This window comes from Idiomarina piscisalsi, from assembly GCF_003987095.1.
In the GTDB taxonomy this organism is placed as follows: Bacteria; Pseudomonadota; Gammaproteobacteria; order Enterobacterales; family Alteromonadaceae; genus Idiomarina; species Idiomarina piscisalsi.
In genome coordinates, this window is record NZ_PIQA01000013.1 from 30841 (window position 1) to 51870 (window position 21030).

Annotated in this window: 12 protein-coding genes; 8 read left to right on the forward strand and 4 right to left on the reverse strand. The window is 49.3% G+C overall.

From position 1 onward, the window contains the following. Entirely contained in the window at positions 1-1110 is a 1110-nt protein-coding gene (locus CWI73_RS10950; RefSeq protein WP_126752816.1) for a sensor domain-containing diguanylate cyclase, read from the reverse strand. 84 nt (positions 1111-1194) lie between these two features. Then, positions 1195-1809 (reverse strand): LysE family translocator, encoded by a 615-nt coding sequence (locus CWI73_RS10955; RefSeq protein WP_126752817.1) that lies wholly within the window; start codon positions 1807-1809, stop codon positions 1195-1197. Positions 1810-1916: 107 nt separating this feature from the next. Between CWI73_RS10955 and recC the strand changes: the two genes are divergently transcribed. From recC to CWI73_RS10980, 5 genes are all read left to right on the forward strand, one after another. Continuing rightward, positions 1917-5372 carry an exodeoxyribonuclease V subunit gamma gene (gene recC, locus CWI73_RS10960; protein ID WP_126752818.1) on the forward strand — a complete coding sequence of 1152 codons (3456 nt, stop codon included), beginning with the start codon at positions 1917-1919 and terminating at the stop codon, positions 5370-5372. Continuing rightward, the gene (gene recB, locus CWI73_RS10965; RefSeq protein ID WP_126752819.1) at positions 5369-9058 is read left to right on the forward strand and encodes an exodeoxyribonuclease V subunit beta; all 3690 of its coding nucleotides are present in this window, start codon (positions 5369-5371) and stop codon (positions 9056-9058) included. Before recC ends, recB begins: the two co-directional genes overlap by 4 nt. Beyond that, positions 9055-10971 (forward strand): exodeoxyribonuclease V subunit alpha, encoded by a 1917-nt coding sequence (gene recD, locus CWI73_RS10970; RefSeq protein WP_126752820.1) that lies wholly within the window; start codon positions 9055-9057, stop codon positions 10969-10971. The genes recB and recD overlap by 4 nt, the downstream gene beginning before the upstream one ends. Further along, on the forward strand, positions 10964-14122 hold the full coding sequence (locus tag CWI73_RS10975; protein WP_198675190.1) for a DUF3427 domain-containing protein: 3159 nt from the start codon (positions 10964-10966) through the stop codon (positions 14120-14122). Before recD ends, CWI73_RS10975 begins: the two co-directional genes overlap by 8 nt. An 86-nt stretch (positions 14123-14208) precedes the next feature. After that, complete coding sequence (locus CWI73_RS10980) at positions 14209-15348, forward strand: alpha/beta hydrolase (RefSeq protein WP_126752821.1); 1140 nt, start codon at positions 14209-14211, stop codon at positions 15346-15348. Positions 15349-15371: 23 nt separating this feature from the next. On the opposite strand, the gene CWI73_RS10985 is transcribed toward CWI73_RS10980, so the two are convergent. Then, entirely contained in the window at positions 15372-16037 is a 666-nt protein-coding gene (locus CWI73_RS10985; RefSeq protein WP_126752822.1) for a hypothetical protein, read from the reverse strand. A 291-nt stretch (positions 16038-16328) separates the two neighbouring features. Here CWI73_RS10985 and CWI73_RS10990 point away from each other — a divergent pair, with 291 nt between their 5' ends. From CWI73_RS10990 to CWI73_RS11000, 3 genes are all read left to right on the forward strand, one after another. Beyond that, complete coding sequence (locus tag CWI73_RS10990) at positions 16329-16817, forward strand: DNA-binding protein (RefSeq protein WP_126752823.1); 489 nt, start codon at positions 16329-16331, stop codon at positions 16815-16817. A 68-nt stretch (positions 16818-16885) separates the two neighbouring features. After that, positions 16886-18166 (forward strand): anti-phage deoxyguanosine triphosphatase, encoded by a 1281-nt coding sequence (locus CWI73_RS10995; RefSeq protein ID WP_198675191.1) that lies wholly within the window; start codon positions 16886-16888, stop codon positions 18164-18166. Continuing rightward, positions 18163-18870, forward strand: a complete 708-nt coding sequence (locus tag CWI73_RS11000; protein WP_126752824.1) for a ZIP family metal transporter — start codon at positions 18163-18165, stop codon at positions 18868-18870. Before CWI73_RS10995 ends, CWI73_RS11000 begins: the two co-directional genes overlap by 4 nt. A gap of 60 nt (positions 18871-18930) precedes the next feature. Here the strand turns inward: CWI73_RS11000 and CWI73_RS11005 are convergent, their stop codons facing one another. After that, positions 18931-20880 (reverse strand): S8 family serine peptidase, encoded by a 1950-nt coding sequence (locus tag CWI73_RS11005; protein WP_126752825.1) that lies wholly within the window; start codon positions 20878-20880, stop codon positions 18931-18933. Positions 20881-21030: the final 150 nt, after the last annotated feature.

Genomic DNA, 21030 nt, shown 5'->3' on the forward strand with positions numbered 1-21030 from the left:
CTAGTCGTCTAAATACCCTTTATTTCGACCATTGGATTTGGCGCGATAAAGTGCTGAGTCTGCTTTTGCTATCATTGTATCGGTTAGAGAGTCAATGTTGTCACCAGTTTTGGGTGTGTGAATAAAGCCACCCACGCTGACGGTTAAGTAAGGTGCAATGTCAGAGTGTTCGTGGGGTATTTGCAGTGCACGAACCGACTCTAGTAAATGATTAATGCTAGCTTCCGTTTTTTCTTTATCCGTTGCTGAAATGACGGAGACAAACTCTTCTCCACCATAACGAGCAACAAAGTCGGTGTTGCGCTGGAATAAATCGAACATTGCGTTAGCAACAGACTTTAGTGCTTGATCACCTTGTAGGTGACCGTAGTGATCGTTGTATGATTTAAAATGGTCGATATCGATAATCAGTAAGCTTAACGGCGACTGCTCTCGCATTGAACGCTGTATCTCGTTATGAATACGTTCGTCAAAAGCACGGCGGTTGGCAATGCCGGTTAAGCCGTCCTGAGAGACTTGGGCATGAAGAAGGCGGTTGGCTTTTTCCAGTTCACGCTGAGTATGAATAAGCTCTGCGTAGGTGCGTTGCCGCTCTAGCGTATTGGCAATAATATTGGCGACCAATTTTAAACAGCGAACTTCTTCTGGTGTCCAGCTGTGTTTTTCCTGGACTCTGTCACAGCCGACAAAACCAAGTAATTGGTGCTTAGCTACTATGCCCACACAGATAACAGACTTAATTTTTTCGCGCTGAAACTCTTGTTTTTCAGCCTTGGCTTCAGGTGGCAGTATATCGACGTCATTAACAATGAATATTTGGTGAGTTTTGATTTCATTAAAAAACCATGGGAGGTCGTTAATGCCAACAGACTGAAGGTCGTTAATGTGTGCTTCAAAGCCATCGCGAACCCACTCATGAGTGTTTGTCATGTTAGCAACGGCGTCGTCAAACTCAAACACATAGCATCGATCGGCTCCGGCGTAGCTGCCAAATGCTTCTATTACTTCTTCTATACACTCGTAGGTTTCAGCCGGTTCGCTGTTAATTAAACGAGACGAAAGCTCTGATATTAACTGATTAAAGGTAACTTGCGTGTCTATGGCGTTCATATGTCCTTCCGACTGTGTACAGTTTCAGTTAAGCACAGACTTCGCATTAGGTAAATGTTATTTTTGTGTTATTTGAAGAGTTGTTCAGTCTGTGTAAAACGTCCAGATATCAAATACGACCGGTAATACTGAAAAGACCAACAGGAGAGCCATTGAAACATTAAAGATGCGCTGTGCTGTATGGTTGGTCAGTAGTTGACGCAAGCCGGCACCGGCAACCAGCCATACGCCAACACAGGGAAAAGCAACTGCTAAAAACGCCGCCGTAATTTCAAAAACTTCTAGCCAAAGAGAACCTGCGACTGTAGTAAAAGCGGCCACGGCACCCGTTGCCATAACCCAGGCTTTTCCATTTACCCACTGGAACAGAACTGCCTGCCAAAACGTCAGTGGTTTACGATCGCCCTTTTCTATTGCTTTGGGCGTTTGCGAACCAATAACCCAGGCGAGCCAAAGCAAATAGAGTGTCCCGGCAACTTTAATCATTTGGTGCAGCAACGGGAATTGTTCCAGTACGGAACCAAAACCCATACCGACTACCAGCACCATAGCCGGGAAGCCAAAGCAAATGCCGAGAAAGTGCGGCAAACTCGACTTTACGCCGTAGTTAACACCAGAGGACATGATCATTATATTGTTTGGGCCTGGCGTAATAGTGGTCGAAAACGCAAAGAAAAATACCGCGATAAAAATGTCCATACTCGTCCTTTTACGACATAAATTGACGCATGACGTCTTATACTGGTGTCTGTAAAAAGATACGATACCATGGAATTTCATGGAAACCATTTTAAGGAGAGCAGCGAGTGAGTGAATTAACCCCCGGCTTTATTGTCGCGCACGGACACCGTTTGGAAGACTTAACGGATGTGGCTGTCAAATTCACTCAAAATTATCCGTTGGCGCCGCTAGAACAGGAAACGGTACTGGTTCAAAGTAACGGTATTGCGCAGTGGCTTAAAATTAACTTAGCGCAAGCCAGCGGCATTGCTGCCATGGTCGATGTGACCTTGCCCGCGCGCTTTCAGTGGCAAGCCTATCGAGCCGTGTTGGGCGACGATATCCCGAAAACCTCGCCATTCGATAAAGACCGTCTGACCTGGCGGTTAATGCGTTTATTACCCGAGCTTATTGCCGAAAACCCACACTTTGCGCCGCTGAAGCACTACACTTCGGACGATAACGACGGGCGTAAGCTCTATCAGCTCAGTGGGCGTTTAGCCGATTTGTTTGACCAATACGCGGTGTATCGCGCTGACTGGCTCGACAACTGGGTTAAAGGTCATGACGTTTTGGAAAACAATGAGCCGCTTGAAGCCGAGCAATTGTGGCAGCCGGAACTCTGGCGCGCTATCAGTAACGACATTGGCATTGATGACTACTGGAACAACCGGGCTGAGCTGCACCAGCGTTTTATTGATACTGCAAAGGCATTGCAGAGCCGCCCTGCAGGCTTGCCGCCCAGAGTGGTTGTGTTCGGTATATCGTCGCTGCCGCAGCAAATGTTGCAAGTGCTGGATGCCATAAAAGGCTACACGCAGATTTTGTTATGTGTGCACAACCCGTCGCAATTTCACTGGGCCGACATTGTTGACGGCAAAGAAGCGCTGCGAGAGGCGGTTAAAGCTTCTTCTCGACTTAAACATAAGCCTGATCTGCCTGAGCAGCCAGACGATGATGAATTGCATCAGCTGGCGCACCCGCTACTAGCGTCCTGGGGCAAGCAAGGTCGAGACTATATTCGTCTGCTCGATTTATACGACGAAACGCTCGCCAAGCAGGAAGCCTTTAATACCGTAAAGCTGGAATTATTCGAGCCTCACGACACTCATCACCTGTTAGGTCAGTTACAAGACGATATCTTAAATCTGCGACCAGTTCAGGAAACGCGGGAGCACTGGTCGACACCGGCTAAAACGGACAAGTCGTTGCAGTTTCATGTCTGCCATAGCCCACAGCGAGAGCTCGAAGTACTGCATGACCAGCTACTGGATGCATTTGCGAACGATCCGGATTTAAAGCCCCGTGACGTTATGGTGATGCTGCCTGATGTGAACACCTACGCACCTTACATTGACGCGGTATTTGGACGCTATCATCAACGCCCGGGCGAACGTGATCCGCGCGCCATTCCTTATACCATCGCCGACCAGGGGGAGCGCCATCAGCGACCATTAATGATAGCGCTGGAATTGTTGTTGCAGGCGGACCAGCTGCGCTTTACCCAAACGGATTTGTTCAATTTATTGTCGGTGCCCGCTGTACAGCAGCGCTTCGACATTCATGACGACGACCTGCCGCAGTTGAAACGCTGGGTCAGAGAGGCCGGTGCGCGATGGGGCCTGAACAGTCAGCAGCGTGAACAGTTTTATATGCCTCCGGCGGAGGAAAGAAACAGCTGGTGGTTTGCGCTTAAACGCATGATTGCAGGCTATGCCATTGGCGAGCTTGAAGCAGATCATTCATCTCCCTGGGCTGAGGTTGAGCCCTATCCGGAAGTATCGGGCCTGAGCGCTGCTCTCGTTGGTTGTCTGGCCGATGTTGCGCGCGCGCTCGAGTCATGGTGGCAGCGTACCCAAACTGCGCAGCCATTGACGGACTGGGTGCTGCATGGCGAGTGGCTGTTACAGCAATTCTTCGAGACCGACGACGATAGTGATCACTTACTGTTAGCCAAGCTTAGTGACGAGCTGTATCAGTTACGGGATATTGGTGTTGAAGCCGACAATGAGTCATTGTTGCGGTTACCGATATTTAAAGATGCGTGGCTCGAACGCGTTGACCAGCAAAACCTTAACCAGCGGTTTTTAGCCGGTGCAGTGAACTTCGCCACGCTCATGCCCATGCGTGCCATTCCTTTTAAATACGTTTGTGTGTTGGGAATGAACGAAAGTGACTACCCGCGCTCGGTGCCGCGCGTGGACTTTGATTTGATGACGGATCGTTATCGTCCGGGCGATCGCTCCCGCCGTGACGATGATCGTTATCTGTTTTTGGAAGCAATGCTGTCGGCGCGGGACTGCTTTTATTTGAGCTGGGTGGGTTACAGTGCCAAAGATAACAGCGAGCGCACTCCGTCAGTATTAGTCGCACAGTTGCGCGACCATATCCAGCAAGGCTGGGGTGTTGACGTTAACAACCTGACCGTAGAACATAAGCTGCAACCCTTTAACACGTCTTACTTTAGCCAGGAGCAGCCGGGGTATTTCACTTACGCCAGTGAGTGGGCTTTGGCGCATGGTGGTGCACAAAAGAATCATCGGGCGGTACAGCAAGAAAAGTCGCAAAACGCTGAACGAACCCTCAGCATTAATGACATTAAACGCTTTATCGAGGAGCCCGCAAGGCTTTATTTTAACTGGCATCTCGATACCTATTTTGGCAGCGAAAGCGAAGATCTGGACGACAGCGAAGCCTTCGTGATGGATAACCTGCAAAGCTGGACGCTCATTACGCGTTTGGTGGACTGTGGTAAGCGTGCCTTGTTGCAAGGCGGGGGCACGGAAGCGGCCTTGTTAAAAGAGCTGAATCGAATCAACCGCGAGGGCGCCTTGGGTATTGGCGCTATCGCCGAGCAAAATGGTCTGGAGTTGCTTGAACAAGCCGACAAAATACTGGGCTCTTATCAGCAGGGTATTACCGGTTACAGCCAGTTTAACGAGTTCCCCATTGAGGTAGGCTTCGAGCATAACGGCCTGATTATCGACGACACCATTACCGGCTTACACACCAATGAACAGGGCGAGCGGCTGTGGGTGGTAACTTCAGCGAGTAAAATCGCAAAAAATACTAAAAAGGGCGGTGTTGAAGACGGTGGCTGGAAACATATCAGTGCGTATTACATCGGCTTAATGCTGCTGAATTTGCAGCAACCCACCCGTTTACTCATAGTTTCCAAAGGGGGGTGTCAGTTGCCGGTAGCCGCTATACCGGCAGAGTTGGCGCTGCAACAACTCGAGCAACTGCTTGAACTGGTGGCATTGTCGGTGCAGCAACCACAACCCATGCATTTGGATATTGCCTTAACCTGGCTGAACGCCCTGGATAAAAAAGACAACGACGAAGCGTTGGCGCACGAGGCAGCCCGGCAGAAATACGAAGAAGATCAGCATAAAAGACCGGCCATAGTGACAAAAAGTGATTACTGCGGCCGGGTTGCCGACACTTACGAGGCCATTATGACGTCGCCTCATTTCCGCCGGTTTTTGAATGAACTCTACGACCCGCTGCGTTTAACCATGGTGCCGGAGGATAAGTCATGAGCCAATCGACAACGCATATTTTGGAGAACCCGCTCGACTTTCCGCTGAATAGCAGCCGCTTGATTGAAGCGAGCGCCGGTACCGGTAAAACCTACACCATTGCTGCACTTTATGTGCGTTTGGTCATTGGTCACGGCACGCAGGACACCGCCTTTGAGCGCGAGCTTGTGCCCAAAAATATTCTGGTCATGACTTTTACCAAAGCAGCGACAGAAGAGCTGAGCGACCGTATTCGCGAACGCTTAGCCGAAGCCGCGGCTTATTTTCGTGATCCGGACTCGGTCGACAGTGACCCGTTCTTAGCCAGTTTGCGCGAAGACTGCGTAGCGAAAGAACAGAACTTAAAACACTTAGCGCGATTACTGGATTTAGCGTCCCAGTCGATGGACGAAGCGGCGGTTAAGACCATCCATGGTTGGTGTCAGTCGATGCTAAAAGAGCACGCTTTTGCCAGCGGCAGTTTATTCAGTCAGGACGTCGAAACCGACAATGAAGAACTACGTTTGCAGGCTGCTGAGGACTATTTCCGCCGGTTTATTTATCCGGCCGATGCCGAGTTGAGTGAAAAATTGCTGGCAGACTTTACCTCGCCTGAAGCCTTATTAGGTTTGACCTACAGCTTAAGTAAAAGCGGGCAGGCACCGGTTGAGGGAAACCTGCAAACTCTATTAATTGAGGCGGAAAATGGGCATAAGCAACGAATAGCCGCGATAAAGCAAGAAGTTGCGCCTATTTTCAACGAATTGGTTGATAAGACATCGCAAGCCAAAGGCACTGCTACCAAACTTAAGCAATTTCAGAAATTTGCCGACTGGTGCGCGGATGCTGAGTTGGTTGAACCGGACGTCACGGCAGCAAACTGGAAAAACATCCGTACAGATGAGTTACAAAAGTTTGCTGAGAGTAAGCTGGGCGGCATGCCGGACAGTTGGAACGTCTTAGGTCAGTTGCAGGAGCGCCTAAAACAAAGCAAAGTCCAGCAAACGCAAGAACTGGCAAAGGTAAAACAACACGCTGCATTTTGGGTGAATAAACGCTTTGCCGAGCTGCAAAACCAGCGTGCAGAAATGGGGCATGACGACATGCTGACACGCTTACGCGATGCGTTAAAAGGTCCCAGTGGCGAAGCGTTGGCGGCCGCTATTCGTAAGCAATACCCCATCGCCATGGTGGACGAGTTTCAGGACACCGACCCGGTGCAGTATGAGATATTCAACCGCATTTATAATCTGGCAGAGCCGCATACCGGCACCGGCATTTTCCTGATTGGTGACCCAAAGCAGGCCATATACAGCTTCCGAAATGCCGACATTTATACCTATTTAAAAGCCCGGCGAGACACTGAAGGGCGGCACTATAACCTGGCGAAAAACTTCCGTTCGTCACAGGCGATGGTGGACAGCGTCAATGCGCTGTTTGAGCGCGCGGAAGAGCTACCGCGCGGCGCGTTTTTGTTTAAAACCGAAGACGACAACCAACTGCCTTTTAACCGCGTGGCTGCCAATGGGCTGAAGCGTACGTTCAAACACTGCTTGTTATCCAGCAATGTAAAAACCGCTCCGGCGCTTCTGTGGTCGGTATCGAGTAAAGAAAAACGCAATAAAGATACCGTATTCAGGGCAGCAGCGAACCATCATGCCAACCTAATAGCGTCGTTACTGAATGATCCGCAAGCCGGTTATTACAATGAAGACGACGTGCTGGAGCAGCGCGTGAAAACCAGCGACATTGCCGTGCTGGTGAATAACTTCAGCGAAGCCAATGCCATAAAAAAAGCACTGAATGACCGTGGCCTTAAAAGCGTTTATTTGTCAGACCGAGAGTCGGTATTTGCACAGCGTGTAGCTAAAGACTTGCTGGCACTGGTCAGCGCTTGTGCGGAACCACGTGACCCGTCGCTTATTCGCAGCGCCCTTGCAACAAGGCTGTTAGGGCTGCCGTTTGCTGAACTGGAGCATATTCACAGTAACGAACAAGCCTGGGAAGCGCGTGTCGAGCAGTTTTTAAGTTATCACGACCAATGGCTGCGCCAGGGCGTATTGGCTATGCTGCACAATGTGTTGCACGACCATCAGGTACCAGCGACGTTGCTGGAAGACCGCATTCATGGCGAACGACAGCTGTCAGACGTGCTTCATATTGCCGAATTACTGCAACAACAAAGTCTGGTTTTAGACGGTATTCCGGCGTTAGTGAACCATTTCGCCGAGCAGGTGAATGAACGCCACGGCTTTGGTAGCAACAGCCGCACGCAAAGTGACGAGCAGCAGCTACGCCTGGAAAGTGACGATGAACTGATAAAAATTATCACCATTCATAAGTCTAAAGGTTTGCAGTATCCGCTGGTGTTCATGCCCTTTGTGGCTTACACCCAGTCGGAGACCCACCGCATAAAGCCACCAGCGGTATATCATGATGAAAATGGCGAGCTGCAAGTGCTCTGGTCCAAAGACGATGACAATAAACAGCGTTTAAGCGACGAAATTCTCGCAGAAGATTTACGCAAAATGTACGTCGCAGTGACCCGGGCTCAGTACGCTACCTTCATTGCGCTGGAGGCTATGAGCGAGCACCGAAATAATCCGCTGTTTTACTTATTGAACGGCGGTGAGGCGTTGTCTGACGAGCTTTACAAGGTCGTTAATGAGCGCTGGCAGCAGAGCGCGCATACGCAGGTGACACGCCTGGAAGAGGATGAACCCCTGGTCCGCGCGCTTGAGCAGGAGCAAAAAACACCTAAGTTGACGCCTAAAACGATGCTGGCTGGCCGAAAACTTGAACGTTGGTGGGTGGCCAGCTACAGCGCGCTTAAGTATGAGGGCGCGGTCACGAAAAGTGCAGAGGCACCGCAGTCGCCCGACGAAATGAACCTGCTGGATGAGCGAGAAGACGAAGAAGAGCAAGTCGCCAGTGTCGCAGAGCCGAGTGTGGACAGCATTCACCACTTGCCTAAAGGCGCTGGTCCGGGCACCTTTTTGCATAACTTACTGGAAGAGTCGGCGAATCGGGGTTTTGAGGTAATCGCTCACGACGCCACCGAGCGCACTGAGCTGGTACAGCGCTTTTGTGTCAGCCCTTTGTGGCAGGAGCATGAGCAGAGTATTGAGCGTTGGTTAAATGCCTACTTGCAGACAGAGTTTGTGATTAATGGGGACGGGGAGACTGTCAGCCTGGGTCAGTTGCATCACTATAAAGCGGAGCCGGAGTTTTGGTTTGGTGCCAGTGGCGTTAACGCACAAAGACTGGATAGCCTGGTACAACAACACACATTACCCGGTTACGAGCGCCCTGCACTAGAGCCTAACTTGCTGAATGGCATGTTAAAGGGCTTTATCGACTTGGTCTTTGAGCATAACGGAAAGTATTACGTAGCAGACTACAAGTCCAATTGGCTGGGTGAAGACGACCATGCCTACAGCGAGGAGACCATGCGCGAGAAAATACTGCACAGCCGTTATGACCTGCAATACGTGATTTATACGCTGGCATTGCACCGTCTGCTAAAAGCACGGCTGGGCGATGAATACGATTACGATACCCACGTTGGCGGCGCAGTTTATCTCTTTTTACGCGGGCACAGAGCCGACACTGGCGGCGCATTTTGTGACAGACCACCGAAAGAGCTGATAGAGCAGCTGGACAGCCTATTTGCCGGAGAAAGCGTCAAAGACAAGGAGTCAGTATGAGCAATGTAACTACCCACACCCTGTTCGAAGCTCTGAGTCAGTGGCGGGATGCCGGCTGGATACGCTCTATTGATTTGGCGTTTGTCGAGTTTCTGCAGCAAGCGGGCGAGCGTAGCGATGCGGTGTTACTGGCCGCCTGCTGCGTGTCGCATCAAGCCGGGCGTGGGCATACGCAAGTTGATCTAAAGGCTTTGATGGATACCCCGGAAACGCTGCTGAACCTGCCACCGGAGAACCGTCATGCCGCGGACTGCGCCTTACCAAGTGAGCTTTTTAAGCAATACGGATTAGACCTGACCGACGCACTGGCAGCCAGTCAATGCGTCGATGTGAACGGTCACGGAACCGAGCCGTTGGTGCTCAGCGAACACACCTTGTATTTACGCCGCTATTGGCAGTACGAAACCTTTATTGAGCAAAGTGTTCAGGCGCGCATGCAAGACCGGCCGGTTATTAACGACGAGCTACTAAAGAGTACGCTGGCTAAGCTGTTTGCGCCGACCGAAAACGGCGATATTAACTGGCAGCGGGTAGCCTGCGCCAATACCGTGCGTAACCGCTTTAGTGTCATTACTGGCGGGCCCGGAACCGGTAAAACCTATACCGTGGTGCGCTTGTTGACGGCATTGCAGCATCAGGCGTTGACGCTCGGTTTGCCACCGCTGCGGGTGTCACTGGCGGCGCCCACCGGTAAGGCAGCGGCGCGCCTGACTGAGTCCATTGAAAATGAGCTGGAGCAATTGGTTCAGAATGAAAAACTCTCCAGTCTGAAGGACGCATTACTTTCGATTCAGCCCGAAGGGAAAACGCTGCATCGACTATTGGGTGTGAAACCCAATTCCCGCGCCTTTAAACACAATGCGGAAAACCCGCTGCGAACGGATGTAGTGATTGTCGATGAAGCCTCGATGATAGACATTGAAATGATGACCGCATTGCTAAAAGCAACACCGAAACACGCTCGGTTGGTACTCATTGGCGACAAAGACCAGCTAGCATCGGTCGAAGCTGGCGCCGTGCTCGGTAACTTATGCGCCGGCGCCGACGAAGGGCATTACCACAGCGACACTGCTAAGTGGCTGCAGGACATTGCTGACACACCAACATTTCCGTCAGAGCTTATCAATGACAATGGCGGGCAGCGCCTGCAACACGTGGTTAAATTCCGCAAAAGCTATCGCTTTAAAGGCCCTATTGCCGACCTGGCAAACGCTATTAACCGTCAGGATGATGCCGCCACACAACAGGAAATTGAAAAAGCCAAAGCCGCTGAAAGCGAGCATCCGGTCAGTGTTTACGAAGTCGACAGTTTAGACGACCCAGCCTTCGAGGCTCTTATCAGGGGTAGCCTGACGTTACACGTCAGGAGCAATGAAGCCGTCAACGACAATGCTACTACAAACATCGACGCTGGTTCCGCCGACAAACTCGCCCTGGAAGCCCTGCAAAACCTAAGCAACTTCCAAATCCTAACCGCCCTGCGCGAAGGCCCCTGGGGCATGAAAGCCGTTAACCAAAAAGTGGGTGACATACTCGGCGTAAACGCCAACAGCTGGTACGAAGGCCGCCCCGTTATGGTCACCAAAAACGACTACGGATTAAAGCTCAACAACGGCGACATTGGCATCGCCCTAAAAGACCCTGAACACGGACACCTGCGCGTTGCCTTTCCCGACCAGGAGCACGGCGTACGCTGGATACTCCCGAGCCGCCTCACCCACATAGAAACCGTCTACGCCATGACCGTACACAAGTCACAGGGCTCGGAGTTCAAACACACCGTCATGGTACTACCCGACCACGACAGCCCAGTGATGAGTAAAGAGCTGCTGTATACCGGTATCACCAGGGCTAAAGAGCGGTTGAGTTTGGTGGGGAATAAACTGTTCAGTCAGGGAGGCAAGCGTGTCTAACTTGCACAGAGGCCTCTATGATTTGCTGCAAACCTCAGCAGTTCAACAAGAGCTTTCAATGCAGGATGAAAGTCTCGTTGCTGAGCTAGAAAACCTAAATGTTGAAAGTAGTCATGAACGATTAGTAGATGCGTTAACCGAGCAGTTATCTCAGTTACTAGCAGCCGTTGGTGAGGGTGAAAAGCTTTCAGATAACGATAGGCTTTTGGCTCAAGTCGAATTATTGAATAATCTACTCAAGCACGCGCGGCAGCAGCTAAAAGAGAATACAGCAGAAGCACTTATCGACGAAATCGCTGCACCACCAAAGGTGCTACGCTCGATTTATCGGCAAGGTGAGCAGCCCGAGTTACCTCAAATTGGCTTATCGCAACCGTGGCTATTTACTGCGGGTAAAGACTCACCAGCGTTACTCAACGAATTAATCTCAGAGCTCTCTAGCTGTGATCACGTCGACATTTTAGTGAGTTTTATCACGGTTTCTGGTGTTCGGAAAATTTACGACATACTAAAGCAAATTACCGCAGCCGATGCTGATGGCCATAGTAAAACATCCATTCGAGTGCTGACGACAACCTACATTGGCGCAACAGAGAAAAATGCGTTGGATATGCTAGCCCGACTCCCGAATTGTGAGGTGCGCGTATCGTTAGATGGGCGTCGAACGCGACTGCACGCGAAAGCTTGGATGTTTGAGCGAAAAACCGGGTTCGGCAGTGCTTATGTTGGTAGTGCAAATTTATCGGGTGCCGCTTTAATGGGAGGCTTAGAGTGGACGGTTAAGTTCACCGAACACGGACAACAAAACTTGTATGCGCGTGCCAAAGCACATTTTGAAACGCTATGGGAAGACGGTGAGTTCCAGCCGTATGATCCGAACGACAGTCAACATGTCGCAGCATTGAGAGATGCGCTAAGCAGGGAATCTGGCGGGAAAACTTTACCTGAGCATGTCACCACAACCTTCTTCGATATTACACCCAAACCGTTCCAGGCGGATATTCTTGAACAGCTAGATAATGAGCGTGCCCACGGACGCTTTAAAAATTTACTGGTAGCGGCAACGGGCACAGGGAAAACCGTTATGGCAGCCTTTGACTACCGACGTATTTGTGAGCGGGAAAAAGGACAGCCGCGAGTACTTTTTATCGCACATCGCGAGGAAATTTTAAGTCAGTCGCTGAATACATATCGACAGATTCTAAAAGACGCAAACTTTGGTGACTTGCTGACAGGGCGTCACGAACCGAAGCAATATGATCATGTGTTTGCGACGGTGCAGAGTGTTCGTTCGCAAAAGTTGTTAGAGCGTTACCCGGCAAATCATTGGCAAGTTGTGGTAGTTGATGAATGCCACCACATAGCGGCGCAAAGTTTTGATGAGGTTGTTTCACGTGCAGAGCCTAAATATTTGCTGGGTCTGACGGCCACACCTGAACGATCAGATAATAAAAACATTCTAGCCTATTTTGACACTCGCCCCGATGGTTCGCCATCGGTACAAATGCGTTTATGGAATGCGCTTGATCAGCAGCTACTTGCACCATTTGAATACTATGCGTGTGACGACGGCCAAGATTACCGGAACGTTAACTGGAAAAATGGCGATGGTCGGAGCGATCTTCACGACATTCTCTCTGCGAATGATGCTCGTGCACGTAACGTGGTGAGGGCTTGGGATGAAGTCGTTAACAATATAAAAGAATCTCGCGCACTGGCTTTCTGTGTCGATGTTGATCACGCGCGTTTTATGACCAAAAAGTTTAACGAAGCGAATATTCCAGCGGCATTGATTTACGGAGAAAGCTCACGTGAGGAACGGGAGTCTCTGCCGAGAAAATTAGCGAATAAAGAAATTAACGTGCTAGTTACGGTCGATTTATACAACGAAGGTGTTGATTTGCCTTTTGTCGACACACTGTTGCTATTAAGACCAACGCAAAGCGTTACGCTGTTTCAGCAACAAATTGGTCGAGGTCTGCGCCTACATCCAGAAAAGGAAAGTTGTTTAGTACTCGACTTTATCGGCCAACATCGAGCAGGGTTTCGTTTTGATGTGCTGTACAGTGCAATAACAGGATTAACCCGTAAAGAAGTTTACGACGGTGTGAATAATGGTTTTGGCAAGTTACCGAGTGGTTGCTACTTGCAGCTTCAAAAGGAAGCGCGTGAATCGATATTGGGAAGTCTGCGTCAGGCGATCAATCAGCGTTGGGATCAACTACGCAATGAGTTGAACCACTTCGCTCGAATAAAAGGTAACAATAACGTCTCGTTATCAGAGTTTATCAGTGAACAGCAGCTGGAACTGACGGATGTTTACCGTGGAAAAGGTAATAAAACCGGCTGGACCAATTTAAAGCGTGCAGCTCAATTGATTGCTGGCGATGCGACGGAGCAGGAAACCTACCTAAGCAAACGCTTTACGAGCCTACTGCATATTGATGATTCTGATTATCTGCAACTCATTCAAAAAGCGACAAGTGGCGATTTAAGTGACGCTTGGACGAGTATCGATAAGCAATACGCGCAAATGTTGGCTTATCAAATTGATCACCAGAACGAGCGCGTGGGTAGCGGTGTTGAGTTTATTGAAGCCTTGAAGCAGGAACCTGAAGCTCTCACTGAGCTCAATGAACTTGCGCGTTTATTAGATGCTAAAACAAACTATGTTTTTGAGCCTTTGCCTGGGCTCGAAGATACACCTTTGAAACTTCATGCGTCTTATCAAATACGTGAAATTTTGACTGCAGTTGGCTTTTTGAATGAGCAGGAACGTCGAGTATTTCGAGAGGGCGTACTCCGTTTTCAAGATAAAAAGCTTGAGTTGTTGTTCGTGACGCTGGATAAAGCTGACGCAGTACACGAAGGTGTTGCCTACAATGACTACGCGATCAGTCGAGAGAAGTTCCATTGGCAGTCACAGAATACGGCTTCTCCAAATACGCCGACCGGGCGTCGCTATATCGAGAGCAACACCAATGGTTGGCAGTTCCAGCTTTTTGTTAGAGAAAACAAGCAATCAGCTTATAAAGCCTGCGGGCCAGTGACTTTTATTAGCAGCCATGGGGAGCGCCCTATGAATGTGACTTGGAAACTCGAGAACAAATTGCCTACTAGGCTTTATCAGTCGTTTAATATTTTGCGATAAGGTTGAGTGAAAGAAGACCAGAGGGTTAGCTTTAGTATTTAAAATGGTGCTAAAATTTCCACAATACTTCATAACCCTCTGATCTAATGCCCATTTATCTGAAAGCCCTCAGCTTCTTATGTGTCTTTTTATTCTGCACCTCAACCCAAGCCGCAGAAACCTTCCAGGTCGATTCAAAACTCATTAACGAAACCGTCACTGCCCGCATAGTACTCCCAGAAAGCTATCACCATTCCGACAGCTTCGAGTATCCGGTAATGCTGGTCATGGATGGCTCGACGCAGTTTGAGCACATTGCGGGTAACGTTAATTTCTTAAGCACCTTTTCGATAGTGCCTGAAATGATTGTGGTTGGGGTGAGTGCGAAAAGTCGCATAAAGCACTTTACTCACACCGAGTTAGCGGGTTACGAGGGGCGTTCGGGTGGTGCTCAGCATTACACTCGGTTTTTGCAAGAAGAGCTGCTGCCTGAGCTAAAAAAGCAGTATCGGGTTTCGCCTTATACTCTGGTTACCGGGCACTCTCTGTCGGGGCTTTATACCAGCTACCTGGCGACTCATCATGCGGATTTTATCAATGCGTCAATATCGGTGAGCCCAAGTTTATGGTGGGATAATTTTGCGCTTATCAACGACATAAAGGCGGCGAAACAACAAGCAGAAAAGTCGCCGGTGCGCTGGTTTGTCAGTATGGCGAATGAGCCTAATGAAATGGCTGATGGTTATCAGCGTTTAATGAATGTGCTAGCGGAAAAATCCGAAAGCGTTTTTGATTGGGAGTCTCAGCAGTTTCCTGAGGAAACCCACGACAGCACGCCATTGATTGCTAACGTTGAAGGGCTTAAATCAATTTTTCGCGGCTACAACGCTGTGCCGAATATCGAAATTAAGTCGCTGGAGCAGTTACAGGCTTACTACGGCAATTATGCAAAGACGATGGGTTACAACTTCCCCATGTCGGTGCATCAATACAATGTTTATGGTTTGAAAGCGGCCTACGAAGGTGAGTTGGAATGGGGCACCGAGATTCTTGAGAAAGGTGTCGAGGTGTTCGGTCAGTCCGAAATCCTCTGGGATAGCCTGGCTACCGTGTATTCAATGAATGATGACTCGGGAAGTGCCCTTCAGGCATCGAATAAGGCTTTAAAGCTGGCTCGTCAGCATCAGTCAAAATACCTCAGTGAGATAGAAGCACAGAATGGTGAGCTGACCAATCGTAATAAATAACACTTCAATCGAAAGTCTATTGATCAAACCCGCCGCAGTACATCCAGTATCACCTGGTCTCGGGCTTTTTGATCGGCGGGTACGTTAAAGTATTCGTTAGCTTTTACCCGCTCTTCCCAAACTTTTACAAAGTCCATGGGCTCGCTGGGGTCTACTTGTTGTGACTCGGGGGTATGGGTTTTATAGAGATGTGTTTTCACGAACTGAAAGCTCATGCGGCTGCGCTGTTCCCATGATATTACGCCTGCTTCGTGGAGGTCTTTTGCCAACAAACTCATGTCATCGGGGGAGATAGCCCGAGGGTCATATTTATTGGCGATTTCCGTGGGAATACCATTGCTGGTAACGGAGGGCTGACTTGAATTACCTTCCTCAGCCTGACGGCGCATGGCTTCCTCAAACAATTGATCACGGGCTTTAATCAGGCTTTCAAGCTTGTCTTTTTCGTCTTTTGTCAGGCTCGACTTACTCTCCAGCTCTTCAATTTTCTGCTCTATTTCTTCAAGTTGTTCGGTATCCACACCCATGCGGTTAAGCACCAAGCTGCGGTAGGCTTTATCGATAAAGGTTTCATCATTGCCTGGTGTCGCTTGTTTCGCCTCGGGTGCTGGCGGCTGCTCGGTCTGACGGCTCTGTTGCGAAGAACCTGCCTGGCTCGTTGCTATATTAAGTAATGTGCTGACGTTCATATCCCCTCCTAGTCCTTTAGCGGCAAAAAACGGCAATGGCTTGCCGAAATTCTCGGGCATTAGGTAAATATGTGTTAACTCAGCAAGAGGTGTGCCAGTTAGTATTGCCGTAGGCACGTAAATTTATGTAAGCGAATGATAGCCTTGAGCCTGATATCTTGTTTTATCCCTCATAATAATGCTTAAACATGATTTTAGTTGTCATTTGACAACTTTGTTGTATTGGTTTATTTTTATTCGTGTTGGGGGAGCAATGAGTAGGCCGAAACACCGGGCTAGGAGGTAACGACAATGAATGATTATGACTTCACCTTAAAATTTGTCGTGCCTGTTACTATCTCTTCTGACGAAATTACCGACAGTCTATATGGTGGCGGTTGCGACGATGCGATTATAGGCGTGGGTGTACCAGGACGATTGGCGCTCAACTTCATGCGCGAAGCGGCTTCCGCTAGAGATGCTATTAAAAGTGCAATTTCCGATGTGCAAAAGTCACTTCCTCAAGCGGTTTTGGTTGAGATAGGGCCGGATTTAGTTGGACTGTCTGATGCCGGCGAGCAACTTAAGATGAGTCGCCAGTATCTGCGCAAAGTTCGCGACAAAGAATTAGCCAAATTTCCCCTGCCAATGCATGAGGGTAACCCGTCTTTGTGGCATTTGTATCATTTGTTGGAGTATTTTAAGCAGGAAAAACGCAAGGCTATTTCGGAAAACGACATGGAAGTGGCAAAAGCGGCTATGTTATTAAACTACGAGCACCAAAAGCAGCGGGTTTACTAATCTTTCACTGGGCAAACGGCTGAAAATTTGTTTTGCTGTGGGGTAGTTATTAGCAACTGACTGCCAACATGAATAAAACCATGCTTCAACGACGCTCAGGTGAAAGCAAACCGTTTAATGCCGCAACGCCAGACAGTGATGCGCAGCGCGATCGTGCGCGAATCATACACTCTTCGGCGTTCCGCAGGCTGCAGTCGAAAACCCAGGTGCTGGGTGTAGGCGACAATGACTTTTATCGTACGCGGCTGACCCACTCGATGGAGGTTGCTCAGATTGGCTCAGGTATTTGTGAGCATTTAAAGCGAACTTATGATGATAATGACGATATTTCGCAGCAGATACCGTCGTTTTTTCAAATTGAAGCCACTTGTTTGGCGCATGATTTGGGACATCCGCCGTTCGGTCATGGCGGCGAGGTTGCGCTTAACTATCACATGCTGGGTCACGGCGGCTTTGAGGGTAACGGACAGACGTTACGCATTTTAAGCGAGTTGGGCGAGTATTCTGAACAGCATGGTCTGGACGTAACCCGCCGCACCTTGTTGGGTGTTTTGAAATATCCGGTGCTGCACAGCGAGGTACAGCCAACCGATTTAACTGAGGATTCTCCGCTAAACGCATTTAAACCGCCCAAATCGATTCATGATGACGAAGAAGACGTTCTACATTGGGTTTTAGAAGAGTTTTCGCAGCACGATCGCGACAAGTTCAGAACAAAAACGGAAAAAAACGGCAAGCGACGCTCGCAATTCAAAGCCTTCGATACCTCAATTATGGAACTAGCCGACGACATTTCTTACGGCGTTCACGATTTAGAGGATGCGCTGGCGCTGGGCTTAGTAACAGAACGTCAGTGGCGCGAAGATGTGCTGCAAAACGCACTTGACGACAGCCCGCTGATCGCCAAAGCTGACTTCTACCACGACAAACTGTTTTCCCCCGATAGCCGCGACCGTAAACATGCTATTAGCAAGCTCATTGGCTATCTAGTACCGCAAATTACCGTTGAGAGGCAACAGCAATTTGAACACCCGCAACTGGATTTACAGGCAACACTACCTGCAGAAGCGGAGCATACGCTGGAATTACTCAAGCGTTTCGTTTTCAAGCACGTCATTCGGAGTGCAGAGGTAAAAGCCATGGAGTTTAAAGGCCAGCGCATCATTATGGCGTTGTTCGAAGCGTTAGCAGATGCCCCGGAACAATTACTGCAACCGTCTACATTGCAAAAGTACCAGCAGGCGACGAACCCAAAACGCGTCATCTGTGACTATATTTCCGGAATGACAGACCACTATGCTCGTAAGCAATACAGCCAACTTTTTAGTAACGGGAGTGAGCAAGCATGACAATCTATTGGATGTTATTACTCGCTTGGGGGGCGGGCTTGATGGCCTTCCTGGGTGGGACAATCGCTTACCTTGAGGGCTCAGCAAACACCGTTACTAAACGTGAATTTGTACATGGAATAACAGCTTTTGGTGGCGGTATTCTGATGGCCGCGGTTGCTTTCGCACTGGTTCCCGAAGGCATGAAAGAATTGAATGCGTGGCAGTTAGCGCTTTTATTTGCGCTCGGTGGGGTGAGCTTTGCGATTGTTGATGCTTGGCTAGCCAAACATGGCGGCAATGTCGCTCAGTTTATGGCGATGCTGCTCGACTTTCTGCCAGAAGCCATCTCTTTGGGCGCACTCTTTGCGGTCAGCCCAAACACCGCTATTTTACTCGCCGTATTTATTGCGGCTCAAAACTTACCGGAAGGCTTTAACGCGTATCGCGAATTGCGGTTTGCACAGCTAAGCAGCAAAATCGCTTTGGCAGGCTTATTCGGCGTATCGTTATTTGGGCCGGTTGCCGCTTTGATGGGCTACTGGTGGCTGCGCGATGCACCGGAAATTACGGCTATGATAATGAGCTTTGCAGCAGGTGGCATTCTTTATTTGGTGTTTCAGGATATCGCCCCCCAAGCGCGTATGCGCCGACATTGGACACCATCGCTTGGCGCTGTCTTCGGATTTATCGTTGGAATGCTGAGTAAACAGTTGTTGGGATAAAAAAGGCGCCAAATTGGCGCCTTTTTAGTTCAAGGAGTTGTTTTAGCTCGTGAAAAAACCTTATTCCCATTCGACGAATAAGTCGACGCCAGAATAGGTTCTGTACCCTTTTAAGCTGATGTACCAGCGATCTTCAGCTGGGTTATCAATGCTACAAGACTCGTCATTACCTGAGCGGTATGGACGGCACTCGTAGTTTGACTCAGTTGGCTGAGAGCCTTGGCGAACGTATAGATCAGCGTCGCCTGAACCGCCGGACATGGTTACATTAAGCGCTGACATGCCCGCAGGAATATCGACGTAGTAGTGTGACCACTCACCGCTGGCACCTGATAAGTCAGTTGCTGAAGCTGAGCCGCCATCACCTCCACCAGTGCTTGGTTCAGTGAATGAACCGGTTAAATTCACACCAGAGAAGCTTGAGTATGCGTTCAGCATAACGTGGTAAGTACCGGCTTGTACGTTCGAAATAGTACAAGTTTCGGTATTACCGCTTTGATACGGACGGCAGTCATAGCTTGACTGAGTTGGCTGAGAGCCAAAGCGCACGTATAAATCGGCGTCGCCTGAACCTCCGTTAATGTTGAAGCTTAGGTCAGTTGCACCGGCTGGAACATTTAAGGTGTAGTACAGCGAATCACCCGTGGTCGCTGACAAGTTACTGACCGTTTGGCCATTGCTCAGTTCGTTGTTTGTTGGTGGTTCTTCACCGCCGCCACCGCCTGAGCCGTCACAGCCGTTCGCGTCAATGTAATCAATAGCGTCTTTAGATTGTGCTAAGCCGTACCCGTATTTCACGTCGCGACCGGAGGCACCCAGATCTTCTGCAGTAACGTTTAATACGTTACGAATTTCCTGAGCGCTACAGGTTGGGTGATGCGACCAAACCAAAGCAGCAACACCGGCAACGTGAGGTGACGCCATAGAAGTACCGCTCATGGTGCCATAATTACCTTGGCCACCAGTACCTTCTGGATAAGTCGATAGAACGCTGACGCCCGGGCCAGAAATTTCAACTTGGCTGTTTTTCTGCGAGAAAGATGCCAGGTTTTTGCTGCTATCGACAGCCGCAACGGACATAACCGCGTTGTAAGACGCAGGGTAAGACATTGGGTCAGTTGAGCTGTAAGCAGAACCGTCGTTACCCGCTGCCGCGACCAATAAAACACCTTGGTTATACAGGTTTTGCATCGCGTTGGCTTCAGTCTGGCTTGAGCCACCACCGCCAAGACTCATGTTAACAACGTCAGCACCATTGTCGGCACAAGTTTCAATAGCAGAAACCAATGAAGACGAATAATCCCAACCACTGGAATTGAAGACTTTGACAATATGCAGGTTAGGATCGCTACCAATAACGCCACGAACGCCAAAACCGTTATCTAGCGCAGCAATAGTACCGGCAACGTGCGTTCCGTGAGGGCCGCCATTGTCGTACCAGTTGCCTGTGCCGCTATCATTCGTGCCGTTAATAGTACCGCCTAAAGTACCCATGTCTTCGTGTGGTAGCTCTAAGCCTGAATCGATAACACAGACTTTTTTACCACCTGCGGCCGCAGAAGCAACGCTGTCATCGACCTGATCAGCCTGTACCTGGCTAATGCCGTAAGGCACGTCTTGCGCCATAAAACGACGGATACGGTCAACTTCAACGTATTCAATGTTTGGGTTTTTCTCAAGACGCTTTCTCTGCTTTTCAGTCAGCTCGGCGGCTACCGCCAAGTTGTGGCGCATGCTAAGTTTTACCTTACCGCCAGCTTTTCTGACCACGTTGTTTGCTCGGGAAATGGCCAATTCAGAACGTCCTCTGTTGCCCATTTTGTTGACCGCGTTACCATTATTTTTAAATTTAATGATGTAACGCTGAGGTGCTGAGCTGTCCACTTGCGCTTGAATTTGAGCCTGCTCTTTTACCAGCGGCTGCGCTTGTGAATGGTCAGGAGGTTTAGCAAAAGCCGATGAAACTGATACTGCTAAAGCAGTCAGTGTAAGATATTGAATTTTTCTCATATCTAATTTGTCTCTTATTTTTTTAATGAGTGGCTGTAAGAAGCCATGAATGAAAGCAGCAGGGGATACGACGTTTGGCTGCCTAAAAATGACGTCGTTTGACATCATTTGCAACATTTAATAACAAAAAATGAACAACTTAAAGCGTGA